Origin of the sequence: Phreatobacter aquaticus, from assembly GCF_005160265.1 — a bacterium.
Lineage (GTDB): Bacteria > Pseudomonadota > Alphaproteobacteria > Rhizobiales > Phreatobacteraceae > Phreatobacter > Phreatobacter aquaticus.
In genome coordinates, this window is the sequence record NZ_CP039865.1 from 1,502,393 (window position 1) to 1,517,464 (window position 15,072).

The window sequence follows — 15,072 nt, forward strand, 5'->3', positions numbered from 1 at the left end:
CTGTGCTGCTCCTGCCTCTCGCCCTGAAAGCCCTGTCGACTGCGATCATCGTGGTCGCCGCGGCCTATGTGGCCGAGCGCACGCGCCCCTTCCTCGCCGCCATGGTTCTGTCGCTGCCGGTTTCGGCGGGGCCTGGCTATGTCATGCTGGCGCTCGACCAGCCACCGCCCTTCATCGCGGCGGCGGCGCTCGCCAGTATCGTCGCCAATGCCTCCATCGTGCCGGCTGTGCTGGCCTATGCCTGGCTCGCCAATCGCGGTCATGGCGTTGCGGTGTCGCTCGCCGGACTTCTCGGCGGCTGGTTCGGACTTGCTCTCATCACCCGCCATGTCGAATGGACGCTGGCCTCCGCGCTTCTGCTCAATGCCGTCTGGTTCGCCATCGGCATGGTCGCGAGCCGCCGCTGGCTGAACGCCCGCCCCCTGGGGCGGCCGGCTGCGCGCTGGTTCGACATTCCGATCAGGGTCACCCTGGTCGTCAGCCTCGTCGTCTTCGTGGTCAGCATCTCCTCAAGCATCGGGCCGGCCGCCACTGGCCTGCTCGCGCTGCTGCCGGTCGCCTATTCCAGCTTCATCATACTGATGCATCGCCGTCTCGGCGGGCCTGCGGTGGCGGCCGCCCTCTGCAACGGCCTTCTCATGCTGGTCGGCTTCATCGGCTTCCTCGTCGCGATCCAGGTCTTCGCCAGCCGCGGTCAGGTCTGGCTCGGTATCGCTGTCGGGCTGGCGACGCCGGTCATCTGGTCGCTGATCGTGCTGGCGGCGAGCCGGTTCAGGGCTTCCTGAGCGCCTGGCGTTTCGCCTTCAGCGCATAGAGAGCCTCATGCGCCTCGCGTGGCGTCATGTCATCAGGGTCAAAACCGTCGAGCAGGTCGAGCGCCGGATCGGGCTTGGCAGCTTCGGGCAGAGGCCGGGGCGCGGCCGCAAATAGCGGCAGGTCATCGACCATCCGGCGCACGGGAGCGGCCCGGTCGGTCGCCTCCAATTCGGAGAGCACACGCTTCGCCCGGTCGATCACCGAAGACGGCAGGCCGGCGAGCTTCGCCACCTGGATGCCGTAGGAGCGGTCGGCCGCGCCATCGGTCACCTCGTGCAGGAAGATCACGTCGCCCTGCCATTCCTTCACCCGCATGGTCGCATTGTGCAGGCGGGCAAGCCGCTTCGACAGCGCGGTCAACTCGTGGAAATGGGTGGCGAACAGCGACCGGCAGCGATTGGCCTCGTGCAGATGCTCCACCGCCGCCCAGGCGATCGACAAGCCGTCGAAAGTCGCCGTGCCGCGGCCGATCTCGTCCAGAATGACCAGCGCGCGGGCGCCCGCCTGGTTGAGGATGGCGGCGGTTTCCACCATCTCGACCATGAAGGTCGAGCGTCCTCGCGCGAGATCGTCGGCCGCGCCGACCCGCGAGAACAACCGGTCGACCACGCCGATATGGGCGGAGGCCGCCGGCACGAAGGCACCGATCTGTGCCAGCACGGCGATCAGCGCGTTCTGGCGCAGAAAGGTCGACTTACCTGCCATGTTCGGACCGGTGATCAGCCAGATCCGTCCGCCTGATCCCGCCTTGCCGTCGCTGCCGGAGAGGTCGCAATCATTGGCGACGAAGGGCGCCGAGCGCGCAATGGCCTGCTCGACCACCGGATGCCGGCCGCCCTTGATGGAGAACGCCAGCGACATGTCGACCAGCGGACGGACATAGGCCTGCTCCACCGCAAGCGTTGCGAGCGCGGTCGCCACATCCAGCACGGCGAGCGCTGCTGCCGCCTCGCGGATGGCATCCGACGCGGCAAGGATTGCGTTCGAGAGATCGTCGAAGACCGAGAGCTCCAGCCTGACCGAACGGTCGGCGGCGCCGGCGATCTTGGCCTCCAGCTGGCCGAGTTCGGTCGTGGTGAAGCGCATGGCGCCGGCCATCGACTGGCGGTGGATATAGGTCTGGTTCAGCGGCTCCTTGAGGAACGCCTCGCCATGCTGCTGGGCGACCTCGACGAAATATCCCAGCACATTGTTGTGCTTGATCTTGAGCGCCCGGATGCCGGTCTCCTCGGCATAGCGGGTCTGGAGGCCGGCGATCACCCGCCGGCTCTCGTCGCGCAGGCTGCGGCTCTCGTCGAGATCGGCGAGATGGCCGGCGCGCACGAAGCCGCCGTCGCGCTTCAGCAGCGGCAACTCGTCGTCGAGCGCCGAGGCGATCAGCCGGGCAAGGCCCGGATCCGGCTGAGCGAGGCCGATGGCCGCGGACTTCAACTCGCCCGCAGTTTCAGACGCCACGAGATCGGCGAGGCTCGCCGCGGCCACCAGACCCTGGCCGATGGCGGCGAGGTCGCGCGGCCCGGCCCGGCCCATGGCGACCCGGGTCAGTGCGCGCGCCATGTCCGGCGCCGATTGCAGCCGGGCGCGGATCTCGGCGCGCAGTGTGCTGGCGGCGACCAGCGTCTCCACCGCGTCTTGCCGCTCGGCGATGGCGGCGGGATCGGTCAGCGGATTGGCGAGCCTGGAACCGAGCAGGCGCGCGCCAGCCGCCGTCACCGTGCGGTCGATGGCGGAGAGTAATGAGCCCTGCCGCTCGCCGCCAAGGGTGCGCACCAGTTCCAGATTGGCGCGTGTCGCCTGGTCGATCAGCATGGCGAAGCCCGAGGGCTCGCGCACCGGCGGCATGAGAGGCGCGCGCGAAGCCAGCTGCGTGCGCTCGACATAGGTCACCGCCGCAGCGGCCGCCATCAGTTCCAGCCGCGAGAACGAGCCGAACCCGTCAATGGTCCTGACGCCGAAATAGGCCGACAGCCGGCGCTCGGCGCTGGCGCCATCGAACAGGTCGCGCGGCGTGGGCGACACCGCCTTGAAGGTCCGCCAGAACGGCGCAAGCTCCTGGTCGGCATAGAGCGCGTCCGACACGACGATTTCACCCGGGTCGACGCGCGCGATGTCGGCGGCGAGCCTGGTGGCGTCGGTCTCGGCCACCCGGAACTCACCGGTGGAAATGTCGACCCAGGCCAGCGCGAACGCTTCCGCCTCGCCGATCGAGGCGGTGCGGGCCCGCGCCACCGTCAGGAGGTAATTGTTGCGCCGGGGTTCGAGCAGCGAATCCTCGGTCAGCGTGCCCGGCGTGACGAGGCGGACCACGTCGCGCTTCACCACCGATTTCGAGCCGCGCTTCTTCGCCTCCGCCGGGTCCTCCATCTGCTCGCAGACGGCGACGCGGTGGCCGAGCTGGATGAGGCGCTGCAGATAGTCGTCGGCGGCATGGATCGGCACGCCGCACATCGGAATGTCCTGGCCGAGATGCTTGCCGCGCTTGGTCAGCGCAATGCCCAGCGCCCGCGACGCGGTCACCGCGTCGTCGAAGAACATCTCGTAGAAATCGCCCATCCGGTAGAACAGCAGGCTGTCCGGATTGACGGCCTTGATCTCGATATATTGCTCCATCATCGGCGTGACGCGCAGATCCGCTTCCGGCGGCTGGGCGGTCTCGGGCGCGATGGGCTCAGGGTTCAGCATGATCGGCGGACGCTGGCAGGGCGGGCCCGAGATTTCAACAGGCCATCGCCGTCGCCCACAGGCGATCAGCCGACGAGGCGGGCCAGTTCGTCCTGAGCCGCCTTCAGCTTCGGCAGGATGTCGCTGATCAGGGCTGCCGGCGGAAAGCGGTTGGCCTGTGTGCCGACATTGATCGCGGCGAGCGTCCGTCCGCGCGAATCGGTCACCGGCACGGCGATCGAGGTCAGCCCGATCTCCAGTTCCTGGTCGATGATCGCATGGCCGGTTTCCCGGGCGGCCGCCAGTGCCGCCATGATCGCGGGCACCTCGGTCAGCGTGCGCGCCGTCAGCGATGGGCGTGGCGCCTTCTCTACCAGCGCCAGCGCCTCCGCTGGTGGCAGAGCGGCCAGCAGGACGCGGCCCATCGAGGTGCAGGTGGCGGGCAGGCGGGTGCCGACCGAAATTCCGACCGACATGATCCGTTTGGTGGCGGCCCGCGCCACATAGACGATCTCGTCGCCGTCGAGGATGGAAGCCGACGAGCTCTCGCCGATCGCCTCGCTCAGGCGCTCCAGCACGGTCTGCAGCACGGCATTGAGCGGCGTCGAGGACAGATAGGCATAGCCGAGCTTCAGAACCCGCGGCGTCAGCCGGTAATAGCGGCCGTCGGTCTCGGCATAGCCGGTGCGCTCCAGCGTGATCAGGCAGCGACGGGCGGTGGCGCGGGTGAGGCCGGTCAGCCGGGCGACATCGGCGCTGGTCAGACGGGCATGGGCAGAATCGAAACAGGCAATCACCGCCAGGCCCTTTTCCAGGCCGAGCATGTGGTCGCGGTCGATTTGCGTGAAGCTCTGGGTCATGCCGCCAGCGGATATGTGCGATCACCGCACTGATGCCGTCTTTCTGCCCCATGGGCAACCGGCCTCAGCCCGAACTTGGACTTTTCGCACCGCGATTCTTTGGGCTAGATGCTGGCTGTCGCTCCGGAATCCTGCCTCATGTCCCTCCGTCTCCTCGTCGTCGAAGGCAACACCGCCGCCGACCGTGCCCGTCACGCCGGCGCCCGCGGCAAGACCCCGTCTCAGGCCTATGCCGATGTGCTGAAGGCGATCGCGCCGGATGCGACAGTGGATATCTGCATGCCCGCCGACCCCGGCGCCAACCTGCCGGATTCAGGCGGCCTTGAGGGCTATGACGGCGTGGCGCTCACCGGCTCGTCGATGCACATCTACCATATGACGCCTGAGATCACGCAGCAGATCGATCTGGCGCGCTCGATCTTCGCCTCCGGCACGCCGGTCTTCGGCTCGTGCTGGGGCCTGCAGATCCTGACCACCGCCGCCGGCGGCACGGTCCGGCGCAATCCCAAGGGCCGTGAGATGGGCTATGCCCGGTCCATTGTGCCGAACGAGGCCGGGCGCCGCCATGCCCTGCTCGCCGGCAGACCGGTCGCCTTCGATGCTCCCGCCGTCCATCTCGACGAGGTGGAGACCATGGCCCCCGGCACCACGCTGCTCGCCTCCAACGCCATGAGCGAGGTCCAGGCGGTCGAGATCAACCACGCGGGCGGCACCGCCTGGGCGGTCCAGTACCATCCGGAATTCTCGTTCGGCGAGGTCGCGGCCATCGCCGGCGCGTTGGATGGCCAGCTGGTCAGCGAAGGCTTCTTCGAGAACGAGCAGGAGGTCGCGCGCTGGCGCGCCGATCTCGCTCAGCTGGAAGCCAATCCGTTGGACAAGCCGGTCGCCTGGCGGCTCGGTTTCGACCAGGAGCTGACCGACAAGCAGTTGCGCGAGCGCGAGCTGCACAACTGGATCGCCGCCATGGTGCGGCCGACCAGGAGCCGCCGCAGCCGGGCTTGACGGGGCGCGGTGGTTCTCTCGCTCAGCCCGGACCAGGCGCCCATCATTCTCTCGCGACGTCATCCCCGGCGACCGAGGCTTAAGCCGAGGGAGGGAAGGGGATCCAGGGGCCGGGGAGCGCAGACCATCGGCATCAGCTGCCGCGAGGTCCGGGCGTGCGACTCCTGGACCCCCTTCCCTCGCCCTTCGGGCTCGCCGGGGGTGACGTCCGCCCTTGGCCCTTCGTCGAGCTCACGCCGCCTGCTTCGGCGCATCCGCCAGCAGGGCACGCAGGTCCAGCGCCTTCGTCACCATGGCCAGCGACCCGTCGGCATTGCGCGGCCATTCGGACGGCTGGCGGTCCCAGTAGAGCTCGACGCCATTGCCATCGGGATCGTTGAGATAGAGCGCTTCCGAGACGCCGTGATCGCTGGCGCCGTCGAGCGGAATGCCCGCTTCCACCAGCCGGCGCAGCGCATCGGCCAGCGAGGCACGGTCAGGATAGAGGATGGCGGTGTGGAACAGACCGGTCGTGCCGCGCGCCGGCGGCTGGCCGCCCTTGCTCTCCCAGGTGTTTAGTCCGAGATCGTGGTGATAGCCGCCGGCCGACAGGAATACGGCCTGGCTGCCGTAGCGCTGGGTGACGGAGAAGCCGAGCACGTCGCGATAGAAGGCGAGCGAGCGGTCGAGATCGGCGACCTTGAGATGGACATGGCCGATGCGGGTGCCCGGATTCATCGGGGCGGCGGCGGGTTCGACAAAGGTCTTGATGGTCATGGCAGGGGATCCTTGGATGTCTGGCGAACCTGTGCGATCCGCTTCGACCCGTGACATGCCCATGAATCCTGCCGGCTGCGAGGCCGGCAAGCGGATTTCTGCAGAATTGCAAAGTCGGTGTGCGGAAGTGGCGACTTAAGCGGGCACAACCCGGCTCGCCAGGATCTTGTCGATCCGCCGCCCGTCGAGATCCACCACCTCGAAACGCCAGCCATTCTGCTCGAAGCTTTCGCCGACTTCCGGGAGATGCTGGAAGGCGGTGAGCGCGAAGCCGGCGGCGGTCTCATATTCGGCATCGCGCTGGTTCGGCAGCCCCAGCGCATGGGCGAACTCATCCGCCGGCATCCAGCCCGAGATCAGCAGCGATCCGTCCGCGCGCGTGACGATCGCCTTCTCGTCGTCCTCGTCATCGAAGGCGCCGGTGATCGCCTCCAGCATGTCGTTGGCCGTGATGATGCCCTCGAAATGCCCGTATTCATCGAAGACCAGCGTCATGTGGACGCGCGACGCACGCATCAGCCTGAGCACGTCGAGCGCCATGGTCCGGTCGAGCACGATCGGCGCCTGCTGCACCAGACCGCGCACCTCGAATTTCGGATTGGCCGCAAAGCCGTCCATCACGTCCTTGGCCATGACAACGCCGACGATCGCATCGGCATTGCCGTCGGCGACCGGCAGGCGCGAGCGCCTGGACAAGCGCACCTGCTCGCGGATGGCGGCGGGGTCGTCGGCAAGATCGATCACCTCCACCTCGCGGCGTGGCGTCATCAGCGCGCGGGCGGAGCGGTCAGCCAGCCGCATCACGCCCGAGATCAGTTCGCGCTCGTCCTGTTCGATCACGCCGGCGGTCTCGGCATCGGCGATGATTGACTTGACCTCTTCCTCGGTGAGCGTGTCGGTCGCGCCGCCCTTCTGGCCGAGCAGTGCCAGGATGAGCGTGCCCGACTTGTCGAGCAGCCAGACCAGCGGTGCGCCAAGCTTCGACAGGATCACCATGGCGGGCGCCACGGTGACCGCCACGCGCTCGGGGTTCTTGAGCGCGATCTGTTTCGGCACCAGTTCGCCGATGATCAGCGACAGATAGGTGATGGCGACGACCACGGTGCCGACGCCGAACGCCTCGGCGAGGCCCTGCGACAATCCGCGCTCGGCCAGCCAGCCGCTGAGCCGGGCGCCGAGCGTCGCCCCTGAAAAGGCGCCCGACAGCACGCCGACCAGCGTGATGCCGATCTGGACGGTGGACAGAAAGCGGCCGGGATGCTCGGCAAGCCTGAGCGCTGTCGCGGCACCTGTGCTGCCCTGTTCGGCCAGCAATCTCAATCGCGCGGACCGGGACGACACGACGGCAAGCTCGGACATGGCGAGCAGACCGTTGACGACGGTCAGGATCACGATCACAGCGATTTCAAGGTACAACGAGGTCTCGCAAGCTGCAGGGCCGCGCTCGATATCGGTCTGCTTCCAGTTCCTCTCATAGCGCACCCACCCCACTCGGCGCCATGCCGCGATGCATCCGGCATGGACACTATGACCGCCGGGCGCGCTTGACAGGACCCGAGCACGCGGGGACAAGGCCGCTGAGAACCAGTGGTCGAGCCCGGAACAATCCCATGTCGAACCAGCAGCTTCAGTCGGTCATCGAGGCCGCCTTCGAGAACCGTGCGTCGATCGACGCGTCCACCAGGGGTGAGGTGCGCGACGCCGTCGAGACCGCGCTCGCCCTTCTCGATGCCGGCACACTGCGCGTCGCCTCCAAGGAAACCGGCGAATGGGTGGTGCACCAGTGGCTGAAGAAGGCGGTTCTGCTGTCCTTCCGGCTCAATGACATGACCACCATTTCGGGCGGCCCCGGCGGCTCCTCCTGGTGGGACAAGGTGCCCTCCAAGTTCGAGGGCTGGGGCGAGGCCGAATTCGGCAAGGCCGGCTTTCGCGCGGTTCCCAACTGCGTCGTGCGCCGCTCGGCCTTCATCGCCAAGAACGTCGTGCTGATGCCCTCCTTCGTCAATCTCGGCGCCTATGTCGATGAGGGGACCATGGTCGACACCTGGGCGACGGTTGGCTCCTGCGCGCAGATCGGCAAGAACGTCCATCTCTCCGGCGGCGTCGGCATCGGCGGCGTGCTGGAGCCCCTGCAGGCCAACCCGACCATCATCGAGGACAATTGCTTCATCGGTGCCCGCTCCGAGGTGGTCGAGGGTGTGATCGTCGGCCAGGGCTCGGTGATCTCGATGGGCGTCTATCTCTCCGCCTCCACCAAGATCGTCGATCGGCAGACGGGCGAGATCCATGTCGGCCGCGTGCCGCCCTATTCGGTGGTGGTCTCGGGCAATCTGCCGGGCAAGGCCCTGCCGGGCGAGAACTGGGGTCCGTCGACCTATTGCGCCGTCATCGTCAAGACGGTGGACGAGAAGACCCGGTCCAAGACCGGCATCAACGAGCTGCTGCGCGACTGATCCGACATCATGGCGCAGGTCGACTGGCGACGGAGACAGATCTGGGCGGACCCCGCCGCCTGGGCCTATCTCTTGTTCTCGTTCGAGGGCCGCATCCCGCGCCTGCCGTTCTGGGTGGCCGCGCTGGCGCTGAACGTGGTCGCCTATTTCGCCGACCAGGCCGCTTTCGGCTTCGGCGGCAATCCCGCTTCCGCCGTGGCGGGCCTCGCCTTCCTCTATCCTTCGCTGGCGCTGGCCACCAAGCGTGCCCACGATCGCGGCCACAGCGAGCTCTATCTCCTGTTCTTCTTCCTGCCGGCCTTCCTGGTCAGCGTCTTCCAGGTGCTCGGCTATGTTGATGATGTCGGGTCCCTGCGGCCGGTGCTGATGACACTCGGCATCTGGGTTCTGGTGGCCATCATCGCGCTGGTGATCGACCTCGGCCTGCTTCCGGGCGAACCCGGCGAGAACCGCTACGGTCCCAATCCGCTCGATTGAATGTTGACCCCGGGACGGTCGGTTGCGATGGTCCGGCCGGGCGCGACGCACGTGATCGGAGACGACCGTGAATTTCCAGAACATCGACTTCAAGAAGCTGCTGCTCACCGTGGACGGCCGGATCGCCCGTCAGGACTTCTGGATCGGCTTTGCCGTCCTGTTCGTGGCCGGCCTGCTCAACGGGCTGATCATCGGCTCGATCAGCTGGATCCTCGCCAGTGTCGTCAGCATCGCCATGCTGTTTCCGGCCTATTGCCTGTCGATCAAGCGCTCGAACGATCGTGGCCACCCGCAGATGTATGTCCAGGGCTTCTTCGCCTACAATTTCGCCGTCCAGATCCTGACGCTCGTCGGCATCATCGGTTTCCTCGGCTCCTTCATCGCCATGCTGCTCGGCCTGATCGCCCTTGGCCTCGCCATCTGGATGCTGGTCGATCTCGGCTTTCTGGAGGGCACCAAGGGCCCGAACCAGTATGGCGCCGACCCCGTCTCGACGTTCTGATCCATGGCCGCTGATCCCGTCGCGCTGACGCGCGCCCTCGTCGCCTGTCCCTCGGTCACGCCGACCGAGGGTGGGGCACTGTCCTATCTCGAGGGCGTGCTGGCCGGTGAGGGCTTCGCTGTCGAGCGCGTGACCTTCTCGGAGCCCGGCACGCCGGATGTCGAGAACCTCTATGCGCGGATCGGGACGGCGGCCCCCTATCTCCTGTTCGCCGGGCATACCGACGTGGTGCCGCCCGGCGATCCCGCCGCCTGGCGCCATGATCCCTTCTCCGGCGCGCTTGACGACGGCGTCGTCCATGGCCGCGGCGCCGTCGACATGAAGGGTGGCATTGCCTGTTTCCTGGCCGCCACCCTCGACCAACTCCAGGCAAACGGCGGCAAGCCGAAGGGCTCGATCGGCTTTCTCATCACCGGCGATGAGGAGGGTCCCTCGGTCAATGGCACGGTGAAGCTGCTCGCATGGGCCCATGCGCGCGGCGAGCGCTTCGACCACGCAATCGTCGGCGAGCCGACCAACCCGCAGGCCCTTGGCGACATGATCAAGATCGGCCGGCGCGGCTCGCTGTCGGCGGTCCTCACCGTCACCGGCAAGCAGGGCCATGTCGCATACCCGAAGCGCGCGGCAAACCCCATTCCGGCGCTGCTCGGTATCCTGCAGAGGCTGATTGAAAAGCCGCTGGACCAGGGCAACGCCCATTTCGATGCCTCGAACCTCGAGATCACCTCGGTCGATGTCGGCAATGGCGCCACCAATGTCATCCCGCAGGTCGCAACCGCGCGGTTCAACATCCGCTTCAACGACGAGCACACGCTGGACGGCCTGAAGGCCTGGATCGAGGGCATTGCGGCGGCTGGGGCGGGCGAGGGGATCGGCGTCGCCGTCACCTATGCGCGCGGCAATTCGCAGAGCTTCATCACCAAGCCCGGTCCCTTTGTCGAGATGATCGCCGCGACCATTGCCGAGGTGACCGGCCGGCAGCCGGAGCTGTCGACCTCCGGCGGTACGTCCGATGCCCGCTTCATCAAGGATTATTGCCCGGTGATCGAGTTCGGCCTCGTCGGCCAGACCATGCATGCGGTGGACGAGCGCGTTCCGGTGGCGGATCTCGTCGCGCTGACGGCGATCTACCGGCGGATCCTCGATCGCTATTTCGAGGGCTAGGCGATTTTGAAAGGTCCTTCGAGGCTCGCCTGCGGCTCGCACCTCAGGATGAGGTAAGGCGAAGTGGCGCCAAGAGGACTGCCTGAGCGGGCACACACTCTCCACCCCTCATCCTGAGGTGCGAGGGCGAAGCCCGAGCCTCGAAGGACCGCTTACTCGGTCAGACCGTTGTCCTGCGCCGCCGGGTCATCCGGCAGCGGCGCGGCCTCGTCCCGGTAATCCACCTGCGTCAGATAGAGCGCATGCGCTGGCCCGACTGTCCCGCAGGCCTTGCGATCACGGGCCTCCAGCGCCTTGGCCACATCGTCCGGCGTCCATTGGCCTTCACCGACATGGCGCAGCGTGCCGACCATGGAGCGCACCTGATTGTGCAGGAACGAGCGGGCCGACAGCCGGCAGGCGACCGAGCCATCGGCTTCGCGGGTGATGTCGAACACATCGAGATTCTTCACCGGCGATTTCGCCTGGCATTCGGTGGCGCGGAAGGTCGTGAAGTCGTGCCGGCCGATGAGGTGGTTGGCGCCGGCCTGCATGGCCTCGATGTCGAGCCGGCGCGGCGACCACCAGGCGCGCTTGCGCTCCAGCGCCAGCTGCGGGCGCCGGTCGACGATCCGGTAGAGATAGTGCCGCCGGATCGCCGAAAAGCGCGCGTCGAACGTCTCCGGCACCTTCTCGGCCGACAGGATCGCGATGGAATCATGTTTGAGAAAGCGGTTGGTGGCATCCCGCACCACCCTGACAGGCCAGTCGCGGACGAGATCGACATGCGCCACCTGGCCGGTCGCATGGACGCCGGCATCGGTGCGCCCGGCCCCCGCCACTGTCACGTCCTCGCCGGAGAATTCCCGGATGGCGCTGACGATCTGGCCCTGCACCGACTGGCCATAGCTCGCCGCCTGCATCTGCCAGCCGAGATAGGCCTCGCCGTCATACTCGATGGTCAGCTTGTAGCGCGGCATGGCGCTGATGCTAGCCGAGTATCGTGCCCGCGCCGAGCTTGGCTCCGCGCAGGAAGTCCGCCGCCACCATCGCCTTCGAACCGGCGCGCTGGACCTCGACCAGCTGAACGGCTCCCTCGCCACAGGCGATCGTCAGAGCCTCGTCCAGCAGGGTTCCAGGCGTGCCAACGGCCGCGACGCGCTTGGCCCGCAGCACCTTGACCCGTTCCTTGCCCTTGCCGAGATCGGCCTCGAACCAGGCGCCCGGGAACGGCGACAGGCCACGGATCAGATTGTGGACCTCGGCCGCCGGCCTGGACCAGTCGATCCGGGCTTCCGCCTTGTCGATCTTGGCGGCATAGGTGACGCCGTCCTGCGCCTGCGCCACAAAGCCGAGCGAACCACGCTCGAGTGCGGCCAGTGCGCGCACCATCAGATCGGCACCGAGCCCGCTCATTCGGTCGTGCAGGTCCTGCGCGGTCATGTCCGGGCTGATCGCGATCTTCTCGACCATGCCGACCGGCCCGGTATCCAGACCTTCGTCCATCTGCATCACCATGACGCCTGTCTCGGCATCGCCCGCCATGATGGCGCGCTGGATGGGAGCAGCGCCGCGCCAGCGCGGCAGGAGCGAGCCGTGGAGGTTGAGGCAGCCGAGTGCAGGCGCCTCCAGAACCTCCTTCGGCAGGATCAGCCCATAGGCAACCACCACAGCGACGTCGGCGCCGAGGCTCGCGAAAGCCTGCTGCGCCTCGGCGGCCCTGAGCGTCTTCGGCGTGAACACGGGAATGCCGAACCGGTCGGCCAGCTGGTGCACCGGCGTCTTCATTTCCGCCATGCCGCGGCCAGCCGGTTTCGGCGCACGGGTATAGACGGCGACGACCTCGTGGCCCTGCCCGATGATCTCGGACAGCGTGGGCACGGCGAAATCCGGCGTGCCCATGAAGATGACGCGCAAGCTCACGCGCCCGCCTCGCGCTTCGCCTGCTTGGTGAACTTCTTGATCACCCGCTCGCGCTTCAGCCGCGAGATGTAGTCGATGAACAGCACGCCGTTCAGATGGTCGACCTCGTGCTGCACGCAGGTGGCGAGAATTCCGTCGCAGTCGAGCGCAACGCGCTTGCCGTCGAGGTCGAGGAACTCCACCGTGCAGCGCGCCGGGCGCTCCACGTCCTCGTAATATTCGGGGATGGAGAGGCAGCCTTCCTCATAGACGTTGAGCTCTTCCGAACGCCAGGTGATCTCCGGATTGATCAGCACGATCGGCGTCTTCGGCTCGTCCTTGCGGGCGATGTCGATGGTGACCAGGCGCTTCGGCACGGCGATCTGGATCGCGGCCAGCCCGATGCCGGGCGCCTCGTACATGGTTTCCAGCATGTCGTCGGCGAGCTTGCGGATGTCCCGTGTGACCTCGGCCACCGGCTCGCTCACCAGCTTCAGCCGGGGGTCGGGAATGCAGATGATCTCGCGGAGCGCCATGGAACGGGTCTTCTGAAGCGGGGTCGCCGGCCTCGCGGGCCGTTGTTGGGCCTGAGTTAAGCGTCCGGCGGGGCGGGGTCAATGTTGTGGGGGCGGAAGGAGGGGCGGTGGGCGGGGCACACGAACCCTTCACCCGCCCCTGGAGGGAGAGGGTCGGCGGCCAAAGGCCGACGGGGTGGGGTGGCATAGCGGCGGTGGGTTGTCACCTCACCCCACCCCGATCTCGCTCACGCTCGATCGACCCTCCCCCTCCAGGGGAGGGTGAAAGGTCGCGTCGATTGCTCCGCCAAGCTCACATCGCCTTCAAGAGCGCCAGCAGGCGTAGTCGATCGGGCTCGCTCAAGCCCGCCGTGGCGCGCGCCTCGTGCTCGGCCACCACCGCCTTGGCGCGCACCAGCAAGTCCGTGCCGGCCGGTGTCAGCATCAGCGCGTGGCTGCGCCGGTCGACTTCGGAGCGGGTGCGGCGAGCGAGCCCGCGGGCTTCGAACTCGTCCATCATCGCGACGAAGTTCGGCCGCTGGATGCCGAGGCCGGCGGCGATCTCGCGCTGGCTGCGTCCGGGATTGGCCTCGATCAGCAGGAGCGCCGAGAACTGCGCCGGCCTGAGCGCCAAGGGCTCGAAAGACCGGATGAAATCCTCGAAGACCCTCAGCTGGGCGCGGCGCAGCACATAGCCGACAAGACCGGGCAACATGCCGAAATCGAGCGTTTCCGCGCCGTCTTTCGCGTCTGCGGCCACGCGCGGCTTGCGGCTTGGTGTCACCATGATCATTCTGCCTGGCCGATGGTCGTTTCGGTTGATCCCATGTTCAAAATAGTTATAGTCTATATCTAATTCATAAGAAACCCTCGGGAGGGGGCATGCCAGCGTTCCAGACGGGCGGCCTTATGCCGCCCAATCCCCGGTCGGGGGGCGCCACGCCATGGATCTGACCATCATCCTGTTCCTCGTGCAGGACGGTGTCACCAATGGCGCCATCTATGCCCTGCTCGGCCTCGCGCTTGTGCTGGTCTTTGCCGTCACGCGGGTGATCTTCGTGCCGCAGGGCGAGTTCGTCGCCTATGGCGGCCTGACCTTCGCCCTGCTGGAAGCCGGCCGCATGCCAGGCACGGCCTATATGGCGCTGGCCTTCGGGGTCGCGGCCTTCGTGTTCGAACTGGTCTCGCGCCGCCGTGTTCTGGAGCCTGCCAAGGTCGCGCGCGATGCCGCCTTCACGCTCGGCCTGCCGCTTCTCGTGCTGGCCGCCACCAAAGTGTCGCTGTCGCTGGGTGGCGGATCGCTGGTCAATCTGGCGCTGACCATCGCCATCGTCGCCCCCATCGGCCCCTATCTCTACCGCGTCGCGTTCCAGCCGATCGCCGATGCCTCCGTGCTGGTCCTGCTGATCGCGGCTGTGGCCGTCCATCTCGCCATGACTGGCATCGGCCTTGTCTTTTTCGGCCCCGAAGGCCTGCGCGCGCCGCCGCTGTCGGGCGCGGTCCTGCCGGTCGGACCGATCGTCGTCACCGGGCAGAATCTGGCGATCTACGCCATCACGATCCTGCTGATTGTCGCGCTCTGGCTGTTCTTCAACCACACGCTCGCCGGCAAGGCCTTGCGCGCCACCGCCATCAACCGCACGGGTGCGCGCCTCGTCGGCATCCGGCTGGGGCTGTCTGGCCACATCGCCTTCACACTCGCCGCCATCATCGGCGCGGTGTCCGGCGTGCTCATCGTGCCGATGACCACGCTCTATTACGACACCGGCTTCTTCGTCGGCCTGAAGGGCTTCGCCGCAGCCATCATCGGCGGTCTCGTCAGCTATCCGCTGACGGCCGCGGCGGCCATCGTCGTCGGCACGGTGGAATCCTTCGCCTCGTTCCATGCGAGCGCGATGAAGGAGGTCATCGTCTTCACCCTGCTCATCCCGGTCCTGCTGTGGCGCTCGCTCGCCTCGCCCCATTCCGACGACGAGGAGGAGTGA

The 15,072-nt window shown here is 67.2% G+C and carries 15 protein-coding genes; 7 read left to right on the forward strand and 8 right to left on the reverse strand.

What is annotated here, in order from left to right:
* Window positions 1-2: 2 nt before the first annotated feature.
* Complete coding sequence (locus tag E8L99_RS07005; RefSeq protein ID WP_137098869.1) at window positions 3-785, forward strand: hypothetical protein; 783 nt, start codon at window positions 3-5, stop codon at window positions 783-785.
* Here E8L99_RS07005 and mutS read toward each other — a convergent pair.
* Window positions 772-3,501, reverse strand: a complete 2,730-nt coding sequence (gene mutS / locus E8L99_RS07010; RefSeq protein ID WP_210421809.1) for a DNA mismatch repair protein MutS — start codon at window positions 3,499-3,501, stop codon at window positions 772-774. The genes E8L99_RS07005 and mutS overlap by 14 nt on opposite strands.
* Before the next feature lie 62 nt (window positions 3,502-3,563).
* Window positions 3,564-4,337 carry an IclR family transcriptional regulator domain-containing protein gene (locus E8L99_RS07015; RefSeq protein ID WP_137098870.1) on the reverse strand — a complete coding sequence of 258 codons (774 nt, stop codon included), beginning with the start codon at window positions 4,335-4,337 and terminating at the stop codon, window positions 3,564-3,566.
* A gap of 138 nt (window positions 4,338-4,475) precedes the next feature.
* Between E8L99_RS07015 and E8L99_RS07020 the strand changes: the two genes are divergently transcribed.
* Window positions 4,476-5,339 carry a type 1 glutamine amidotransferase gene (locus E8L99_RS07020; RefSeq protein WP_137098871.1) on the forward strand — a complete coding sequence of 288 codons (864 nt, stop codon included), beginning with the start codon at window positions 4,476-4,478 and terminating at the stop codon, window positions 5,337-5,339.
* Window positions 5,340-5,570: 231 nt separating this feature from the next.
* Here the strand turns inward: E8L99_RS07020 and E8L99_RS07025 are convergent, their stop codons facing one another.
* Together E8L99_RS07025 and E8L99_RS07030 are read right to left on the reverse strand one after the other, a co-directional pair.
* A complete protein-coding gene (locus E8L99_RS07025) occupies window positions 5,571-6,095 on the reverse strand; it encodes a VOC family protein (protein WP_252511284.1) in 525 nt (174 codons plus the stop codon).
* Window positions 6,096-6,230: 135 nt separating this feature from the next.
* On the reverse strand, window positions 6,231-7,511 hold the full coding sequence (locus tag E8L99_RS07030; protein WP_137102000.1) for a hemolysin family protein: 1,281 nt from the start codon (window positions 7,509-7,511) through the stop codon (window positions 6,231-6,233).
* A gap of 194 nt (window positions 7,512-7,705) precedes the next feature.
* Here E8L99_RS07030 and dapD point away from each other — a divergent pair, with 194 nt between their 5' ends.
* The 4 genes from dapD (at window position 7,706) to dapE (ending at window position 10,691) form a co-directional block, all read left to right on the forward strand.
* The gene (gene dapD, locus E8L99_RS07035; protein WP_137098872.1) at window positions 7,706-8,548 is read left to right on the forward strand and encodes a 2,3,4,5-tetrahydropyridine-2,6-dicarboxylate N-succinyltransferase; all 843 of its coding nucleotides are present in this window, start codon (window positions 7,706-7,708) and stop codon (window positions 8,546-8,548) included.
* 9 nt (window positions 8,549-8,557) lie between these two features.
* Complete coding sequence (locus E8L99_RS07040; RefSeq protein WP_137098873.1) at window positions 8,558-9,025, forward strand: DUF805 domain-containing protein; 468 nt, start codon at window positions 8,558-8,560, stop codon at window positions 9,023-9,025.
* 67 nt (window positions 9,026-9,092) lie between these two features.
* Window positions 9,093-9,527, forward strand: coding sequence for a DUF805 domain-containing protein (locus tag E8L99_RS07045; RefSeq protein WP_137098874.1), 435 nt, complete (start codon window positions 9,093-9,095; stop codon window positions 9,525-9,527).
* A 3-nt stretch (window positions 9,528-9,530) separates the two neighbouring features.
* The gene (gene dapE / locus E8L99_RS07050; protein WP_137098875.1) at window positions 9,531-10,691 is read left to right on the forward strand and encodes a succinyl-diaminopimelate desuccinylase; all 1,161 of its coding nucleotides are present in this window, start codon (window positions 9,531-9,533) and stop codon (window positions 10,689-10,691) included.
* Between the two features lie 152 nt (window positions 10,692-10,843).
* Here the strand turns inward: dapE and truA are convergent, their stop codons facing one another.
* From truA to E8L99_RS07070, 4 genes are all read right to left on the reverse strand, one after another.
* Window positions 10,844-11,650, reverse strand: a complete 807-nt coding sequence (gene truA / locus E8L99_RS07055) for a tRNA pseudouridine(38-40) synthase TruA (protein WP_137098876.1) — start codon at window positions 11,648-11,650, stop codon at window positions 10,844-10,846.
* A 10-nt stretch (window positions 11,651-11,660) separates the two neighbouring features.
* Window positions 11,661-12,593 carry a methionyl-tRNA formyltransferase gene (gene fmt / locus E8L99_RS07060; protein WP_210421797.1) on the reverse strand — a complete coding sequence of 311 codons (933 nt, stop codon included), beginning with the start codon at window positions 12,591-12,593 and terminating at the stop codon, window positions 11,661-11,663.
* Entirely contained in the window at window positions 12,590-13,108 is a 519-nt protein-coding gene (gene def / locus E8L99_RS07065; protein ID WP_137098877.1) for a peptide deformylase, read from the reverse strand. The genes fmt and def overlap by 4 nt, the downstream gene beginning before the upstream one ends.
* Before the next feature lie 292 nt (window positions 13,109-13,400).
* Window positions 13,401-13,874, reverse strand: coding sequence for a MarR family winged helix-turn-helix transcriptional regulator (locus tag E8L99_RS07070; protein ID WP_252511285.1), 474 nt, complete (start codon window positions 13,872-13,874; stop codon window positions 13,401-13,403).
* Between the two features lie 157 nt (window positions 13,875-14,031).
* On the opposite strand from E8L99_RS07070, the gene E8L99_RS07075 reads away from it, so the two are divergent.
* On the forward strand, window positions 14,032-15,072 hold the full coding sequence (locus E8L99_RS07075; protein WP_137098879.1) for a branched-chain amino acid ABC transporter permease: 1,041 nt from the start codon (window positions 14,032-14,034) through the stop codon (window positions 15,070-15,072).